Source organism: Herbaspirillum sp. C7C8 (genome assembly GCF_022627875.1).
Lineage (GTDB): Bacteria > Pseudomonadota > Gammaproteobacteria > Burkholderiales > Burkholderiaceae_D > Herbaspirillum.
Genome location: NZ_JABXGG010000011.1, coordinates 173,400 through 188,154 on the forward strand (window position 1 = coordinate 173,400; position 14,755 = coordinate 188,154).

Genomic DNA, 14,755 nt, shown 5'->3' on the forward strand with positions numbered 1-14,755 from the left:
AATGCTGGGCGCAGCAGCATTAAGGCTGGCTTAATTCTGCCCGGCGACAATGATTGCTCCGGATCTGCGGATACGTTCTCCCTCGACGGCCCGTTGCTCCGGCATCATCCACAAGAGGCAAGGCCATGAAAAAAATACTGCTCGCACTGCTGTTGTCGATCACATCGCTGTCGCTCATCATGTCGCCCGCCGAGGCGCGGCGCCTGGGCGGTGGCGGTTCCTTCGGCAAGCAATCCTCCCATTACTCGCGCCAGGCGGCGCCGTCCTCTCCCTCCTACAACCAGCCGTCAGCCACACCCTATCGTCCCTCGGCGCCTGCCGCCACACCGCAAAGCGCGCCCATGCCCAGGCCCGCCAGTCCCTGGCGCAACATGCTGGGCGGTGCGTTGCTGGGCTTCGGCCTCGGTGCGCTGATGTCGCACTTCGGTATTGGTGGTGCGCTCGGCGGCATGTTGGGCTCGCTCTTGACGATCGCGCTGCTGTGCGCGGCGGTGATCTTCCTGATCCGCCTGTTCGCCCGTGGTCGTGAGGCGCAGAACAACAATCCGGCTTATGCCGCACCGATGCCGCGCGTCAGTCCCATCGGCAGCGCCGCCGGGGCCACCCCGGAAATCGGTTCCGGCCTGCGCGACATCAACCCGCCGCCCACCGCCCTGCAAGGCAGCGGCTACGGCGCGACGGCCCAGCCGGTACAGATCCAGCAGTGGGGTATTCCGGAAGGCTTCGATACGGCCGGCTTCGTGCGCAATGCCAAGACCTATTTCATTCGCCTGCAGGCCGCCTGGGACCGCGCCGATGTCAACGATATCCGCGAGTTCACCACGCCCGAGATGTTCGCCGAACTGCGCATGCAGTTGACCGAACGGGGGGCCGCGCCCAATGCCACCGATGTCGTGCAGCTCGATGCGCAACTGCTGGGCATCGAGACCATGGCCTTCGATTACCTGGCCACGGTCCGCTTCCAGGGCCTCATCAAGGAAGCGCCGGATGCCTCGGCCGAACCCTTCGCCGAGATCTGGAACCTCTCCAAGCCGCTCAACGGCAGCGGTGGTTGGGTGCTGGCCGGTATCCAGCAGGTTTGAGGCGTGCCGAAGGCGCGCTGGATCAAGCAAGCTGCAGTGCCCGGACCTTGCCGGGGCGCCAAGCTGGTACACTTGAAACCGCCCGGTTTTTGCGGGCGGTTTTGTTTTTGTGGAGGGGAATTGCTTGCCCTCCAACGCAGTCAACCGGGTCAGTCCGACCCGCTCTGATCCACCCCGATTCTGGAATCCATGTCCGTGCTGCCCGATCCGTCCACTCTTGCCTCCGGCCTCGATCCGATGAAACCTGCCGCGGCAGTGATCAACCACCTGCTGGCACAGGAGCCGTGGGCGCGCGAGACGCTCATCACCCATGCCGGCAAGGTGGCCTGCATCGATACCGGTGTCATGCAGCTGCGCTTGAGCGTCACCGCTGACGGCTACCTGCAGGAGGTGCCGGCTGCTGCCGTGGCCGATGTCACCATCCGCCTGAAGCTCTCCGACCTGCCGCTCATTGCCGCCAACCGCGAGCGCGCGGTTTCCTACGTCAAGCTGGAAGGCGATGCCGACTTCGCCAATGCGATTTCTCAACTGAGCCAGAAGCTGCGCTGGGATGCCGAGGATGATCTCTCCCGCGTGCTCGGCGATGTCGCCGCCACCCGCATCGTCTCCGGTGCGCGCGACCTGTTCGAGACCGCCCGCACCAGCGGCCGCAAGCTGACCGAAAACCTTGCCGAGTATTTCCTGGAAGAACAACCGATGCTGATCCGCCCCCGCCAGTTGCAGGACTTTTCCGCCGATGTCGTGCGCCTGCGTGACGACCTGGAACGCTTGTCCAAGCGCATCGAGAAACTGGAGCGTCGTTAAATGCTGCTGCGTTCCCTGCGTCTGCTCAAGATCATCCGTGTGGCCATTCTCTATGGTCTGGATGAAATCATCGCCTCCGAATTCGCGCCGCCGCGCATCGCCCGCATCACCAACCGCATCTTCTTCTGGCGCGATCTGTCTGCGCCGCGCGGTGAGCGTTTGCGCCGTGCGCTGGAAGACCTCGGCCCCATCTTCATCAAGTTCGGCCAGGTGCTCTCGACCCGGCGCGACCTGATGCCCCCCGACATCGCCAATGAGCTGACCCTGTTGCAGGACCGCGTGCCGCCCTTCGATTCGGAACTGGCGATCAAGCAGATCGAGAAGTCGCTGGGTGCGCATCCGGACCAGCTCTTCGCCAGCTTCGAGCGCACTCCGGTGGCCTCGGCCTCGATTGCCCAGGTCCACTTCGCCACCTTGAAGGATGGCAAGCATGTGGCCGTCAAGGTGCTGCGCCCCGGCATGCGCGACATCATCGATCATGACATCGGCCTGATGCACGTGGCCGCCGACTGGCTGGAGCGCCTGTGGGCCGATGGCCGCCGCCTGAAGGCCAAGGAAGTGGTGGGTGAGTTCGACAAGTACCTGCACGATGAACTGGACCTCATGCGTGAGGCCGCCAACGCCAGCCAGCTGCGCCGCAACTTCGCCGAGTCGACGTTGTTGATGGTGCCGGAGATGTATTGGGATTATTGTTCACCTTCGGTCATCGTCATGGAGCGCATGGTTGGCATCCCCATTTCGCAGACCGAGCGCCTGCGCGCCGAAGGGGTCGATCTGTCCAAGCTCTCGCGCGATGGCGTGGAGATTTTCTTCACCCAGGTGTTTCGCGATGGCTTCTTCCATGCCGACATGCACCCCGGCAACATCCTGGTGTCGGTGGCCCCGGAGAGCTTTGGTCGCTATATCGCGCTGGACTTCGGCATCGTCGGCACGCTCAATGATTTCGACAAGGATTACCTGTCGCAGAATTTCCTGGCCTTCTTCCGTCGCGACTACAAGCGCGTGGCCGAGGCCCACATCGAATCCGGCTGGGCCCCCAAGGATACCCGCGTCGATGAGCTGGAAGCGGCAGTACGTGCTTGCTGCGAACCGATCTTCGATCGTCCCCTGAAGGACATTTCCTTCGGCCAGGTGTTGTTGCGCCTGTTCCAGACCTCGCGCCGTTTCAACGTGGAAGTGCAGCCGCAACTGGTGCTGTTGCAGAAGACCCTGCTCAATGTCGAAGGACTGGGGCGCCAGCTCGATCCCGACCTGGATCTGTGGAAGACCGCCAAGCCGTATCTCGAACGCTGGATGAGCGAGCAGATCGGCTGGCGCGGGTTCGTCGAACAGCTCAAGGTGGAAGTGCCGCGCTACAGCCGCCTGCTGCCCGAACTGCCGCGCCTGGCGCACCAGGCACTGACGCGCTATACCGAAGGCGAAGGCCAGTCGCACAATACCGAACTGATCCGCAAGCTCCTGACTGAACAGCGCCGCACTAACATGCTGCTGGGCGTGATCGTGTATTTCGGTGGCGGGCTGATCGGCGGCATCATCGTGGTGCAGTTGTTGATGCACCTGCTCAGATTCTATTGATATAAATGGGTCAAATCATTTCTCCAAGCAAAGCGCCGGCACATGCCGGCGTTTCGCATGGGTGACCAGAAAAGCAGAGGCAGAGAACGTGGGAACCAACGACAACAAGCTGTCCGACGCACGTGTGCGCATGCTGCCCTATATCGTGGCGGCGACCTTCTTCATGGAGTATCTCGATACCACCATCATCGCCACTGCCTTGCCGCAGATGGCGCAATCCTTCGGGGTCGGACCCAATGAACTGAGCCTGGGCATGACGGCTTACATGCTGACCCTGGCCGTCTTCATTCCCATCAGTGGCTGGGTGGCCGATCGCTTCGGTTCGCGCACCGTATTCGGCATGGCCATTGCCATCTTCACGCTGGCATCCGTGCTGTGCGGTTACTCGCAGAATGTGTGGCAGTTCACCGCCGCGCGTGTGCTGCAAGGGTTGGGTGGAGCAATGATGGTGCCGGTCGGGCGCATGATCGTGGTGCGCAGCACCGGCAAGGACAGGCTGATGAAAGCCATCGCCACCATCACCTGGCCGGCCATCGTGGCACCGGTAGTGGGGCCTTCCATCGGTGGCTTCATCACCACCTATGCGTCGTGGCACTGGATCTTCCTGATGAACGTCCCGTTCGGGATTGCTGCCTTCATTGCCGTGATGCGGGTGGTGCGCAATGAACATGGTCACAGCAAGCGGCCGCTGGATGTGATCGGTTTCCTGCTCTCGGGGGCGGCGCTGACTTCGCTGCTGTATGGTACCGAGATCGCCAGCCATATGGAATCCAACATCAAGGTGGCGCTCGGCTTCGTGGCGCTGGGCGTGGTGCTCGGCTACTGTGCGTGGCGCCACATGCAGCGCATCGAACATCCGCTGCTGGATTTTTCCAGTCTGCGTATCCCGACCTATTCGGTGACGGTGCTGACCGGTTCGCTCACGCGTATCGGCGTGGATGCGGTGCCTTACCTGATGCCGCTGATGTTCCAGATCGGTTTCGGCCTGACCGCCTTCCAGTCGGGTTTGCTGCTGCTGGCCACTGCGCTCGGCAACCTTGGCATGAAGGCGTTCACCACGCGCATCCTGCAGCGCTTCGGTTTCCGCAGCGTGGCGGTCAATAACGCAGCGATGGCGGGTTGCCTCATCATCGCCTGCGGACTGCTCACGCCAGGCACACCGCTGCCGGTGATCCTGGGGGTGATCTTCTGTTATGGGCTGTCGCGGTCGATGCAGTTCTCTACCTTGGCCACGCTGGCCTATGCGGATATCAGCGATGCCCGCAAATCCTCGGCCAGTACGCTCTGGAGCGTGGCGCAGCAGATGACCATCGGGATGGGCATCGCCTTCGGTGCGCTGGCCTTGCGGATCGCGGCGGCGCTGCGGGGCGAGGAGATCGATGCCAGCGGCGCGCATTTCACGTTGGGCGATTTCCAGTGGGCCTTTGCGATGGCCGGTGTAGTGACATTGATCTCGGTGATGGGCTATCGCGGCTTGGCACGGGACGCCGGCAGCAATATCGGTGGCGGCATGCGCGCTGCGCAAGGCAAGCGTTAAGCGCCGGGCCCGCATGAAAAAAACCTCGCGCCGGCACATGCCGGGCGAGGTTTTTTCTTGAGCGATGCAATCAGGCGAACAGCCGCGCCAGTTCCACCCCCGGTTCGGGGGCGCGCATGAAAGCTTCACCAACCAGGAAAGCATGGACGTCGGCATCGCGCATGCGCTTGACGTCATCCGGGGTGGCGATGGCCGATTCGGTCACCACCAGCTTTTCCGGCGGGATGCGCGGCAGCAGGTTCAGGGTGGTGTCCAGCGTGGTCTCGAAGGTGCGCAGGTTGCGGTTGTTGATGCCCAACAGACGTGTCTTCAGTTTCAAGGCGGCTTCCAGTTCGGCCTGGTCATGGACTTCCACCAGCACGCTCATGCCCAGTTCATGGGCACAGGCTTCCAGGTCGGCCATCAGGCCATGGTCCAGTGCGGCCACGATCAGCAGGATGGCGTCCGCCCCCCAGGAGCGGGCCTGATAGATCTGGTAATGATCCATCATGAAATCCTTGCGCAGCACCGGCAGGGCACACGCGGCGCGCGCCGCCTTGAGGTAGTCCGGCGAGCCCTGGAAGAATTGTTCATCGGTCAGTACCGACAGGCAGGCCGCGCCATGTTCGGCATAGCTCACGGCGATCTCGGCCGGCTTGAAGTCGGGACGGATCACACCCTTGGAGGGCGAGGCCTTCTTGACTTCGGCAATCACGCCGGCCTGACCGCTGGCGATCTTGCCGCGCAGGCTCTCTTCGAAATTGCGCAGTTCGGAGCGCAATTCGCTGTCGGTTTCCACATCGCGGCGCAGGCTGGCGAGGTCGCGCTGCTTCTTGGCCAGGCGCACTTCCTCGGCCTTGACGTCGAGGATCTTGTTGAGAATGTCGGACATGGGGCTCCTTGTCGGTTTCAGTGTTTGCCGCCGAGCTGGCGCGTGACCTGCACGAACTGGTCCAGCTTGGCACGGGCAGCGCCCGAGGCGATGGTGGCGCGCGCAGTGGCCAGCCCCTCGGCAATCGAGGTTGCCACACCTGCCGCGTACAGGGCCGTGGCAGCATTGATGACTACGATGTCGTGCACCGGACCGGGTTCCCCGCGCAGGGCTTCGAAGATCTTCTCCTTCGATTCGGTGGCATTGCCGACCTGCAAGTTGCGGCTGGCAAACATGGACAGGCCAAAGTCTTCCGGATGGATCTCATATTCGCGGATCTCGCCGTTGACCAGTTCGCCCACCATGGTGGCGCCGCCCAGCGTGACTTCGTCGAGGTTGTCGCGACCCCAGACCACGATGGCATGCTGTGCGCCCAGGCGTTGCAGCACGCGTACCTGGATGCCCACCAGATCGGGGTGGAACACGCCCATGAGGATATTGGGTGCGCCGGCCGGATTGGTCAGCGGACCGAGGATGTTGAAGATGGTGCGCACGCCCAGCTCCTTGCGCACCGGCGCGGCGTGCTTCATGGCGGCGTGGTGGTTGGGGGCGAACATGAAGCCGATACCGGACTGGGCGATCGATTGCGCCACCTGCTCGGGTTGCAGGTTGATGTCTGCTCCCAGGGCTTCGAGCACGTCGGCGCTGCCGGACGAGGACGATACGCTGCGCCCGCCATGCTTGGCCACGCGCGCACCGGCGGCAGCGGCCACGAACATGGAAGCCGTGGAGATATTGAAGGTATGCGCGCCATCGCCGCCGGTGCCGACGATGTCGAGCAGGCCGGTGGTGTCGGCCATCGGCACCTTGGTAGCGAATTCGCGCATGACTTGCGCGGCGGCGGCGATCTCGCCGATGCTTTCCTTCTTCACGCGCAGGCCCATGGTGAGAGCCGCGATCATCACCGGCGACATCTCGCCGCTCATGATCTGGCGGAACAGGGTCAGCATTTCATCGTGGAAGATTTCGCGATGTTCGATACAGCGCAGCAGCGCTTCTTGCGGAGTGATGGGCATATTGTGTCTCGTCTTGTGTGATGGTCTCAGCCGTGGGCGCTGCCGCTCAGGAAGTTCTTGAGCAGGGCGTGGCCGTGCTCGGAGAGGATGGACTCGGGGTGGAACTGCACGCCTTGCAGATCGAACTCCTTGTGGCGCACGCCCATGATCTCGCCATCGTCAGTCCAGGCGGTCACTTCCAGACAATCCGGCAGAGTGGCGCGTTCGATGGCCAGCGAGTGGTAGCGGATCACCGTGTAAGGCGTGGGCAGGTCCTTGAAGACGCCCACACCAGTGTGCGCGATCCTGGAAGTCTTGCCGTGCATGACCTGCTTGGCGCGGATGATGTTGCCGCCGAAGGCTTCACCGATGGCCTGGTGGCCCAGGCAGACGCCCAGGATGGGCAGCTTGCCCGAGAATTCCTTGAGCAGATCCACGCAGATGCCGGCTTCCTTCGGGCTGCAGGGGCCGGGGGAGAGGCAGATGCGCTCGGGGTTCAGTGTCTTGATGTCATCCAGCGTGATCTCGTCATTGCGGATGGTCAGCACCTCTTCGCCCAGCTCGCCAAAATATTGCACCAGGTTGTAGGTGAAGGAGTCGTAGTTGTCGATCATCAGCAGCATTTAGATTTCTCCGTCCAGGCCATCTTGCACTTGTTCAGCAGCGCGCAGTACGGCGCGCGCCTTGTTTTCGGTTTCTTCCCATTCCATTTCCGGCACCGAGTCGGCCACGATGCCGGCAGCGGCCTGCACATACAGCGTGCCATCCTTGATGACGCCGGTACGGATGGCAATGGCCACATCCATCTCGCCGCCGAAGGAGAGATAGCCGCAGGCGCCACCATAGATGCCGCGCTTGGTCGGTTCCAGTTCATCGATGATTTCCATCGCGCGCACCTTGGGGGCGCCCGAGAGCGTGCCGGCGGGGAAGGTGGCCTTCAATACATCGAGGTTGGACATGCCGGGTTTCAGGATGCCCTCGACGTTGGAGACGATGTGCTGCACGTGGGAATATTTTTCGATCACCATCTGGTCGGTGACCTTGACGCTGCCGGTGGTAGCGATGCGGCCGATGTCGTTGCGGGCCAGGTCGATGAGCATCACGTGTTCGGCGATTTCCTTGGGATCGGCCAGCAGTTCGCGGGCCAGCTGTTCATCGCGCTCGATGGTGGAGCCGCGCGGGCGGGTGCCGGCCAGCGGGCGGATGGTGATCTTCTTCTGGCCTTCGCCGATGGATTCGTTGCGCACCAGAATTTCGGGCGAGGCGCCGACGATCTGCATGTCGCCGAAGTTGTAGAAGTACATGTAAGGCGAGGGGTTCAGCGAGCGCAGTGCGCGGTACAGCATCAGCGGCGAATCCACATAGGATTTCTTCAGACGCTGGCCGATCTGCACCTGCATCAGGTCGCCGGCCATCACGTATTCCTTGGCGCGGGCCACGGCTTTCAGATATTCGTCCTTGGGGAATTCGCGGATGGTCTCGGTACGCACCGAACCGGTGGTGACGGGCGCATCGGCCGGTCGTCGCAGCATGGCGCGCAGGTCGCGCAGGCGCTGGCGGCCACGGGAGAAGGCTTCCGGCTGGCTGGGGTCGGCGTAGACGATCAGGTAGAGCTTGCCCGAGAGATTGTCGATGACGGCCAGCTCTTCGGTCAGCAGCAGCTGGATGTCGGGCAGGCCCAGGGTGTCCTTGGGCGCGCTGTCTTCCAGGCGCTTTTCGATGTAGCGCACGGCGTCATAGCCGAAGTAGCCGGCCAGGCCGCCGCAGAAGCGCGGCATGCCGGGGCGGATGGCGACCTTGAAGCGGGACTGGTACTGGGCGATGAATTCCAGCGCATTGCCTTCGGCAGTTTCGATCACCACGTCATTCTTCAGCACTTCGATCTGCTTGCCGCTGCAGCGGATCTTGGTCGAGGCAGGCAGGCCGATGAAGGAATAGCGGCCGAAGCGCTCGCCCCCCACCACGGACTCCAGCAGGAAGGTGTTCTTGCCGGTGTTGTGGCTCTGGGCCAGCTTGAGATAGAGCGTGAGCGGCGTTTCCAGGTCGGCGAAGGCTTCGGCGATCAGGGGGATGCGGTTATAGCCTTCGGCGGCCAGCGATTTGAATTCGAGTTCGGTCATGTTTCACTCCAGACCGCCATTGTAGGGTACGCAGGCCTGCCCACCGGCGGTGCGCAGGCGCAATGCGCGATGCACACGATGACCGTGGACAGCTGCGGACTCTCGTCAGCGGTGTCGTTAAGGGAAATACGGGGGATGCGGGTACTACAACAAACGACCCGGCACGCAGGGGCGGCCAGGTCCAGGCGTCATTTACAGAGCCTGGAATTGCCAGCGTCGCCACAGCCAGGCCTCAGGGGCGGCTGTCGGTTGAGCGGTACGTTTGTTGTTGCGAAACATTGATGTGGGGTCGCGGTTGGATCTTCGGTCTATCGACCGGTGAGCTGACAGGGTGTCAGTCCACCGAGATTTGCTGCGCTGCTTCTACAAGCGTCGAAACTATACCATCCGAATCGACGTCGTGTATAGATTCACCGTGGTTGTATCCATACGGAACATTCAGGACACGGCATCCCGCCGCGCGGGCGGCCTGGGCATCGTTGCTGGAGTCGCCGATGGCCACCACCTGGGCCGCTTCCAGGGCGAAATCCTGGCAGACCTGCAGCAGGGGCATGGGATCGGGCTTCTTCTTGGGGAAGGAATCGCCGCCATAGACGATCTCGAAGAAGTCGCGCAGGCCCTTCTTCTGCAGCAGCGGCAAGGCGAAGGCCAGCGGTTTGTTGGTCACGCAGGCCAGGCGTAGGCCCTTGCCGCGCAGGGCTTGCAGGCCCTCGACCACGCCCGGGTAGAGCGAGGAATAGTCACCGTTGATGGCCAGGTAGTGCTCGGTATAGCTATCAAGCGCCTGCTGGAAGTACTGCGCCGCCTCATCCTCGGCATAATCCACGGCCAGCACGCGGCGGATCAGGTTCTCGGTGCCCTTGCCGACGAAGTTGACGATGGTTTCCTGGGACAGGGGCGTCAGTCCCAATTCTTCACGCATGCGGTTGACCGCTACATGGAAGTCGGCCGCCGTATCCAGCATGGTACCGTCGAGGTCGATGATGGCGGCCTTGATATTGGTCAGATTCTTCATATGCCCTGGAAACCTCGTAGTTTGTGCGTCTGGCGAAGGGGTGGGAGATCAGACTTGGGCCAGTTCGGCGCGCATGGCGTCGATGACGGCCTTGTAGTCCGGTTTGCCGAAGATGGCCGAACCGGCGACAAAGGTGTCTGCACCGGCGCGGGCGGCGGCGGCGATGTTCTCGACCTTGATGCCGCCATCGACTTCCAGCAGGATGTCGCGGCCGGATTCATCGATGCGACGGCGCACTTCGGCGATCTTCTTCAAGGCTTCCGGAATGAAGGACTGGCCGCCGAAACCGGGGTTGACGGACATGATCAGGACCATGTCCAGCTTGTCCATCACGTGGTCCAGGTAGTGCAGCGGTGTGCCGGGGTTGAACACCAGGCCGGCCTTGCAGCCGTTGTCGCGGATCAGTTGCAGGGAGCGGTCGATGTGCTCGGAGGCTTCCGGGTGGAAGGTGATGAGGTTGGCGCCGGCCTTGGCGAAGTCGGGGATGATGCGGTCCACGGGCTTGACCATCAGGTGCACGTCGATGGGCACCTGCACGTGCGGGCGGATGGCTTCGCACACCAGCGGGCCGATGGTCAGGTTGGGGACGTAGTGGTTGTCCATCACGTCGAAGTGGATGAAATCGGCGCCGGCGGCGACGACATTGCGCACTTCTTCACCCAGGCGGGCAAAATCGGCGGAGAGAATGCTGGGAGCGATACGGTAGGTCGGCATGGCTGTAAAGAAAGGATGGCTGAATCGACGCTTGCCCTCCGGGCACAGGCGCGGAGGCGGCAAAACCGCTATTCTACCTTGCTGTGCTGCGCACCGGACCGGCCGATGAGCTGGCGATCCAGTCCCCGGGGATCACACGAAACGCATCGGCTTGCGCTGCTTGCTGAATTCGTGTGCAATCCGGGGTGGTCGCGCGGATGCCCCAGGGGCAGGCACGGCGGCAGCTCCCTTCACAACACGGCAACAACACAGGAAATCCCATGGCAGCGTATGAGTTCACGGTGACGGTCAAGACCCAGTACCTGGAGGAACAATCCGATCCATCGCGTTCGCACTACGTGTTCGCCTATGCGATCAGCATCGTCAACAGCGGTACCGTCCCGGCACAACTGATCTCGCGCCACTGGGTCATCACCGACGCCAACAACCACGTGCAGGAAGTGCGCGGGCTGGGCGTGGTCGGGCACCAGCCCTTCCTGCAGCCGGGGGAGCAGTTCGAATACACCAGCGGGACCTCGCTCAAGACCCCCCAGGGCAGCATGTATGGTGAATATTTTTGCGTGGCCGAGGACGGCGAGCAGTTCGACGTGCGCATTCCCGAGTTCGTGCTGTCGCTGCCGCGCACTTTGCACTGAATTTTCCTTCCTGAAACCGGGCGGCGGATTTTTCAGCGCGGGTCGTTGTCTGTCGTCTCTCGCGCTTGCTGTCGTTTCTGCTGCTCTTTTTGTCTGGCGCTGACGGGGCGGCCATTGTGTTCCTTGCGACCTGAGAACATGGTCCACCAGACGATGAAAACCAGGGCGAAGAAGGCGGCGCAAGCCTCCAGGATCAACCACAACATGAATTTGTCTCCGATGTCATTGAATCGTTTTGCCAAACTTTCGGCGCTGCGGCGCCTCAGTGTACCCGCAATGGCGGTCTCGGTCGCCGTCCTGCTGGCAGCCTGCCAGACTACCCCGCTGACCACGCCACCCCCCGGCCAGCCTGCGCCCAGGCCGGTCGCTCAGCCAGGTCCCGCCATGCGCGCCGCGACCTTCGAACAATTGCCCGGCTGGAACAACGACGACCTGCGCGAAGCCTGGCCGGCGGTGCAGTCCTCCTGCTCGGTGATGATCCGCAAGCCTGAGTGGCGTGCAGCCTGTGCCGCAGCCCAGCAGGTCAATGCCAATGACCTGGGTTTCCTGCGCCAGTATTTCGAGACCTATTTCACCCCCTGGCAACTGTTCAATCCCGATGGCACCGATACCGGACTGGTGACCGGCTATTACGAGCCGCTGCTGCGTGGTTCGCGTCGTCGTAGCGGACCTTATCAGACCCCGCTGTACCAGGCGCCGGACGACCTGCTGACCATCGACATGGCCGGTGTCTATCCCGAACTGAAGAACCTGCGGCTGCGCGGCAAGGTGGTCGGACGCAAGGTCGTGCCTTACCCGACCCGCGCCGAGTTGATGCAGGGCAATAGTCTGGCCGGCAAGGAAATCGTCTGGGTGGATGACCCGGTAGAGGCCTTCTTCCTGCAGGTGCAAGGTTCCGGCCGCGTCTATCTGCCGGAGTCGCGCGAGACCATCCGCCTGGCTTACGCGGACCAGAATGGCCGTCCCTACAAGTCGATCGGACGCTATCTGGTGGACAAGGGCGAGATGGAGCTGTCGCAGGCATCGGCCCAGAACATCAAGGCCTGGGTGCGCGCCAATCCCTCGCGCAAGGAAGAGTTGCTCAATGCCAACCCCAGCTACGTTTTCTTCAAGGAAGAGAAGTTGCCGGACCCCTCCAAGGGGCCCAAGGGCGCGCAAGGCATCCCGCTGACGCCGCAGCGCTCGATTGCGATCGATCCGCAGCATGTACCGCTGGGTGCGCCGGTATTCCTCTCGACCACCTTGCCCAACAGTGACCGTCCGTTGCAGCGCCTGGTGGTGGCCCAGGATACGGGCGGTGCCATCCGTGGCGTGGTGCGGGCCGACTATTTCTGGGGCTTTGGCGACGAAGCCGAGGATCGCGCCGGCGCCATGAAGCAGCGCGGCATGATGTGGGTGTTGCTGCCCAAGGGCATGGTGCCGCGCGGGGGTAACTGATTTTTCTGGTTTCTCTTCGGCAAGAAAGCAAAAGAAAAGCCTGATCCTGTCGAGGGATCAGGCTTTTCTTGCTGAGGGAGGCCGGATCAGCGCAGCACCAGCACCGGAATGGTCGAGTGGGTCAGTACCTTTTGGGTCTTGCTGCCCAAGAAGATGCGCGACAGTCCGCTGCGACCATGGGAGGCCATGAAGATGGCGTCGCAGCCATGGAGCTGCGCGGCCTTGATGATCTCTTCATCGGGATTGAAGGACATCACGATCTCGGTCTGGCAGGGTACGCCGGCGGCCGCTGCGGCGTCCTCGATGCGCTTGATGTGCTGTGCGGCCAGGGTCTTGACGTTTTCTTCATACAAGGCGGGATCGATGGCCATCGAGCTTTCGGCCAGCGGCGAGAAGGGGTAGGGCTCGGCCACCGAGATGCCGATGATGCGGGCACCGCTGTTCCTGGCGTAGTCGATGGCGGTGGCAATGGCCTTTTCCGAGCGGTCCGAGCCGTCGGTGGGCACGAGTATGGTCTTGAACATGAAGGCCTCCTTTTATAGACATAGGGAAGGCGCCGGTGGCGCCAAGGGGATGACTCCAATATAGCCCCGTGGTGCCTTGCCCGCATGAAATTCTTGCCAGTCATTGCGCCAGGTCGGACCGACACATTATTTTTGGCTTATTCTTGCGCTTTGCCGTGCCGTGGTTGCCACGCCCGGACGGATTGCCGATTCATTCATAAGAAGGAGACCCACTATGAGCTTTGAGAACATCCTGGTCGAGACCCATGACAAGGTTGGCCTGATTCGCCTGAACCGTCCCAAGGCGCTCAATGCGCTCAGCGACGACCTGATGAGCGAGCTCGGTACGGCCTTGCTGGCCTTTGATGCTCAGGACGAGATCGGCTGCATCATCGTGACCGGCAGCGAAAAGGCCTTTGCGGCAGGGGCCGATATCAGCGTGATGGCCGGGTTTGACTATATGGATGTCTTCAACGGCGAATTCATCACCCGCAACTGGGAAACCCTGCGTCGCATCCGCAAGCCGGTCATTGCGGCGGTGGCGGGTTATGCGCTGGGTGGCGGCTGCGAGCTGGCGATGATGTGCGACTTCATCATCGCTGCCGACAATGCCAAGTTCGGCCAACCGGAGATCAAGCTGGGGATCATCCCGGGGGCGGGCGGTACGCAGCGTCTGCCGCGGGCGGTGTCCAAGTCCAAGGCCATGGACCTGGCGCTGACTGCCCGGATGATGGATGCCCAGGAGGCTGAGCGCGCCGGGCTGGTTTCGCGCATCGTCCCGGCCGACAAGCTGATGGATGAAGCCATGGCCGCAGCGGTGACCATTACCGAAATGCCGCGGCAGGTGGCCATGATGGTGAAGGACTCGGTCAACCGGGCCTATGAGACCACCTTGTCGGAGGGGATGAAGTATGAAAGGGCGCTCTTCTATAGTTGCTTTGCGACCGAAGATCAGAAGGAGGGCATGAAAGCCTTCCTGGAAAAGCGACCAGCGGTGTTCAAGAACGCTTGATCACTTCTCTTTTGAGGTTGTAAAAAGGGCCGCCCGTCAGGGCGGCCCTTTTTTCTGAATGATTTCGCATTTCTTCATATCGGCTGGAAACCTGCGCCGGTAAAGGGCCTTGAGCGAATCTTGAAAGCGCGTGGAGCGCTCTTGCTAAATTATTTTCAATTATTTTTCAAAAAGTGCTTGCGTGGTGTGGAGGGCATTGCTATAGTTCGCCCCCTGCTGACGCGACACACGAAGCGAAGTTGAAAAACAAAGCGACGAAGGTGGGCGAAGCAAGGAGGTGTGAAGCAGGTTGTAGGGCGTTTTAAATTGGAAGTAGTCAAAGCGGAAGTTAAGCGAGACGAAAAAATTTAAAACGAATCGCAAAAAAGTAGTTGACGCGATAAACAAACTGCTACATAATCTCGTTTCTCTGCTGC

At 61.9% G+C, this 14,755-nt stretch carries 16 protein-coding genes; 7 read left to right on the forward strand and 9 right to left on the reverse strand.

Annotation, left to right across the window (positions count from 1 at the left end; all coding sequences use genetic code 11):
• Window positions 1–125 precede the first annotated feature (125 nt).
• The 4 genes from HWE01_RS14655 to HWE01_RS14670 all read left to right on the forward strand — a co-directional run bounded on the left by HWE01_RS14655 (window position 126) and on the right by HWE01_RS14670 (window position 4,998).
• Window positions 126–1,082 carry a Tim44 domain-containing protein gene (locus HWE01_RS14655; protein WP_008332014.1) on the forward strand — a complete coding sequence of 319 codons (957 nt, stop codon included), beginning with the start codon at window positions 126–128 and terminating at the stop codon, window positions 1,080–1,082.
• A gap of 189 nt (window positions 1,083–1,271) precedes the next feature.
• Window positions 1,272–1,886 carry a ubiquinone biosynthesis accessory factor UbiJ gene (locus HWE01_RS14660; RefSeq protein WP_241822190.1) on the forward strand — a complete coding sequence of 205 codons (615 nt, stop codon included), beginning with the start codon at window positions 1,272–1,274 and terminating at the stop codon, window positions 1,884–1,886.
• Entirely contained in the window at window positions 1,887–3,461 is a 1,575-nt protein-coding gene (ubiB, locus tag HWE01_RS14665; RefSeq protein ID WP_008332012.1) for a ubiquinone biosynthesis regulatory protein kinase UbiB, read from the forward strand.
• A gap of 130 nt (window positions 3,462–3,591) precedes the next feature.
• Entirely contained in the window at window positions 3,592–4,998 is a 1,407-nt protein-coding gene (locus tag HWE01_RS14670) for an MFS transporter (RefSeq protein WP_175344411.1), read from the forward strand.
• Between the two features lie 70 nt (window positions 4,999–5,068).
• Here HWE01_RS14670 and trpC read toward each other — a convergent pair whose 3' ends face one another.
• The 6 genes from trpC to rpe form a co-directional block, all read right to left on the reverse strand.
• Window positions 5,069–5,869: an indole-3-glycerol phosphate synthase TrpC gene (gene trpC / locus HWE01_RS14675; RefSeq protein ID WP_008332010.1), complete on the reverse strand. Its 801-nt coding sequence runs from the start codon at window positions 5,867–5,869 to the stop codon at window positions 5,069–5,071.
• 17 nt (window positions 5,870–5,886) lie between these two features.
• Window positions 5,887–6,924, reverse strand: coding sequence for an anthranilate phosphoribosyltransferase (gene trpD / locus HWE01_RS14680; protein WP_008332008.1), 1,038 nt, complete (start codon window positions 6,922–6,924; stop codon window positions 5,887–5,889).
• A gap of 26 nt (window positions 6,925–6,950) precedes the next feature.
• Window positions 6,951–7,526, reverse strand: a complete 576-nt coding sequence (locus HWE01_RS14685) for an aminodeoxychorismate/anthranilate synthase component II (protein WP_008332006.1) — start codon at window positions 7,524–7,526, stop codon at window positions 6,951–6,953.
• Window positions 7,527–9,023, reverse strand: coding sequence for an anthranilate synthase component I (gene trpE, locus HWE01_RS14690; protein ID WP_008332005.1), 1,497 nt, complete (start codon window positions 9,021–9,023; stop codon window positions 7,527–7,529).
• A 334-nt stretch (window positions 9,024–9,357) separates the two neighbouring features.
• Window positions 9,358–10,038 (reverse strand): phosphoglycolate phosphatase, encoded by a 681-nt coding sequence (locus HWE01_RS14695; RefSeq protein ID WP_008332004.1) that lies wholly within the window; start codon window positions 10,036–10,038, stop codon window positions 9,358–9,360.
• 48 nt (window positions 10,039–10,086) lie between these two features.
• Window positions 10,087–10,752, reverse strand: a complete 666-nt coding sequence (rpe, locus tag HWE01_RS14700) for a ribulose-phosphate 3-epimerase (RefSeq protein ID WP_006465098.1) — start codon at window positions 10,750–10,752, stop codon at window positions 10,087–10,089.
• A gap of 260 nt (window positions 10,753–11,012) precedes the next feature.
• Between rpe and apaG the strand changes: the two genes are divergently transcribed.
• Window positions 11,013–11,387, forward strand: a complete 375-nt coding sequence (gene apaG, locus HWE01_RS14705; protein WP_008331995.1) for a Co2+/Mg2+ efflux facilitator ApaG/CorD — start codon at window positions 11,013–11,015, stop codon at window positions 11,385–11,387.
• A 32-nt stretch (window positions 11,388–11,419) separates the two neighbouring features.
• On the opposite strand, the gene HWE01_RS14710 is transcribed toward apaG, so the two are convergent.
• Entirely contained in the window at window positions 11,420–11,593 is a 174-nt protein-coding gene (locus HWE01_RS14710; RefSeq protein ID WP_008331992.1) for a hypothetical protein, read from the reverse strand.
• Here HWE01_RS14710 and mltA point away from each other — a divergent pair.
• Window positions 11,592–12,824 (forward strand): murein transglycosylase A, encoded by a 1,233-nt coding sequence (gene mltA, locus HWE01_RS14715; RefSeq protein ID WP_241822191.1) that lies wholly within the window; start codon window positions 11,592–11,594, stop codon window positions 12,822–12,824. The two genes, HWE01_RS14710 and mltA, sit on opposite strands and share 2 nt — an antisense overlap.
• 86 nt (window positions 12,825–12,910) lie before the next feature.
• On the opposite strand, the gene HWE01_RS14720 is transcribed toward mltA, so the two are convergent.
• Window positions 12,911–13,348 (reverse strand): universal stress protein, encoded by a 438-nt coding sequence (locus HWE01_RS14720; RefSeq protein WP_008331991.1) that lies wholly within the window; start codon window positions 13,346–13,348, stop codon window positions 12,911–12,913.
• Between the two features lie 214 nt (window positions 13,349–13,562).
• Here HWE01_RS14720 and HWE01_RS14725 point away from each other — a divergent pair, with 214 nt between their 5' ends.
• Window positions 13,563–14,339: an enoyl-CoA hydratase gene (locus HWE01_RS14725; RefSeq protein WP_008331990.1), complete on the forward strand. Its 777-nt coding sequence runs from the start codon at window positions 13,563–13,565 to the stop codon at window positions 14,337–14,339.
• A 159-nt stretch (window positions 14,340–14,498) separates the two neighbouring features.
• Here HWE01_RS14725 and HWE01_RS14730 read toward each other — a convergent pair.
• Window positions 14,499–14,755 (reverse strand): hypothetical protein (locus tag HWE01_RS14730; RefSeq protein WP_241822192.1); only part of this gene is annotated, 257 nt, incomplete at its 5' end.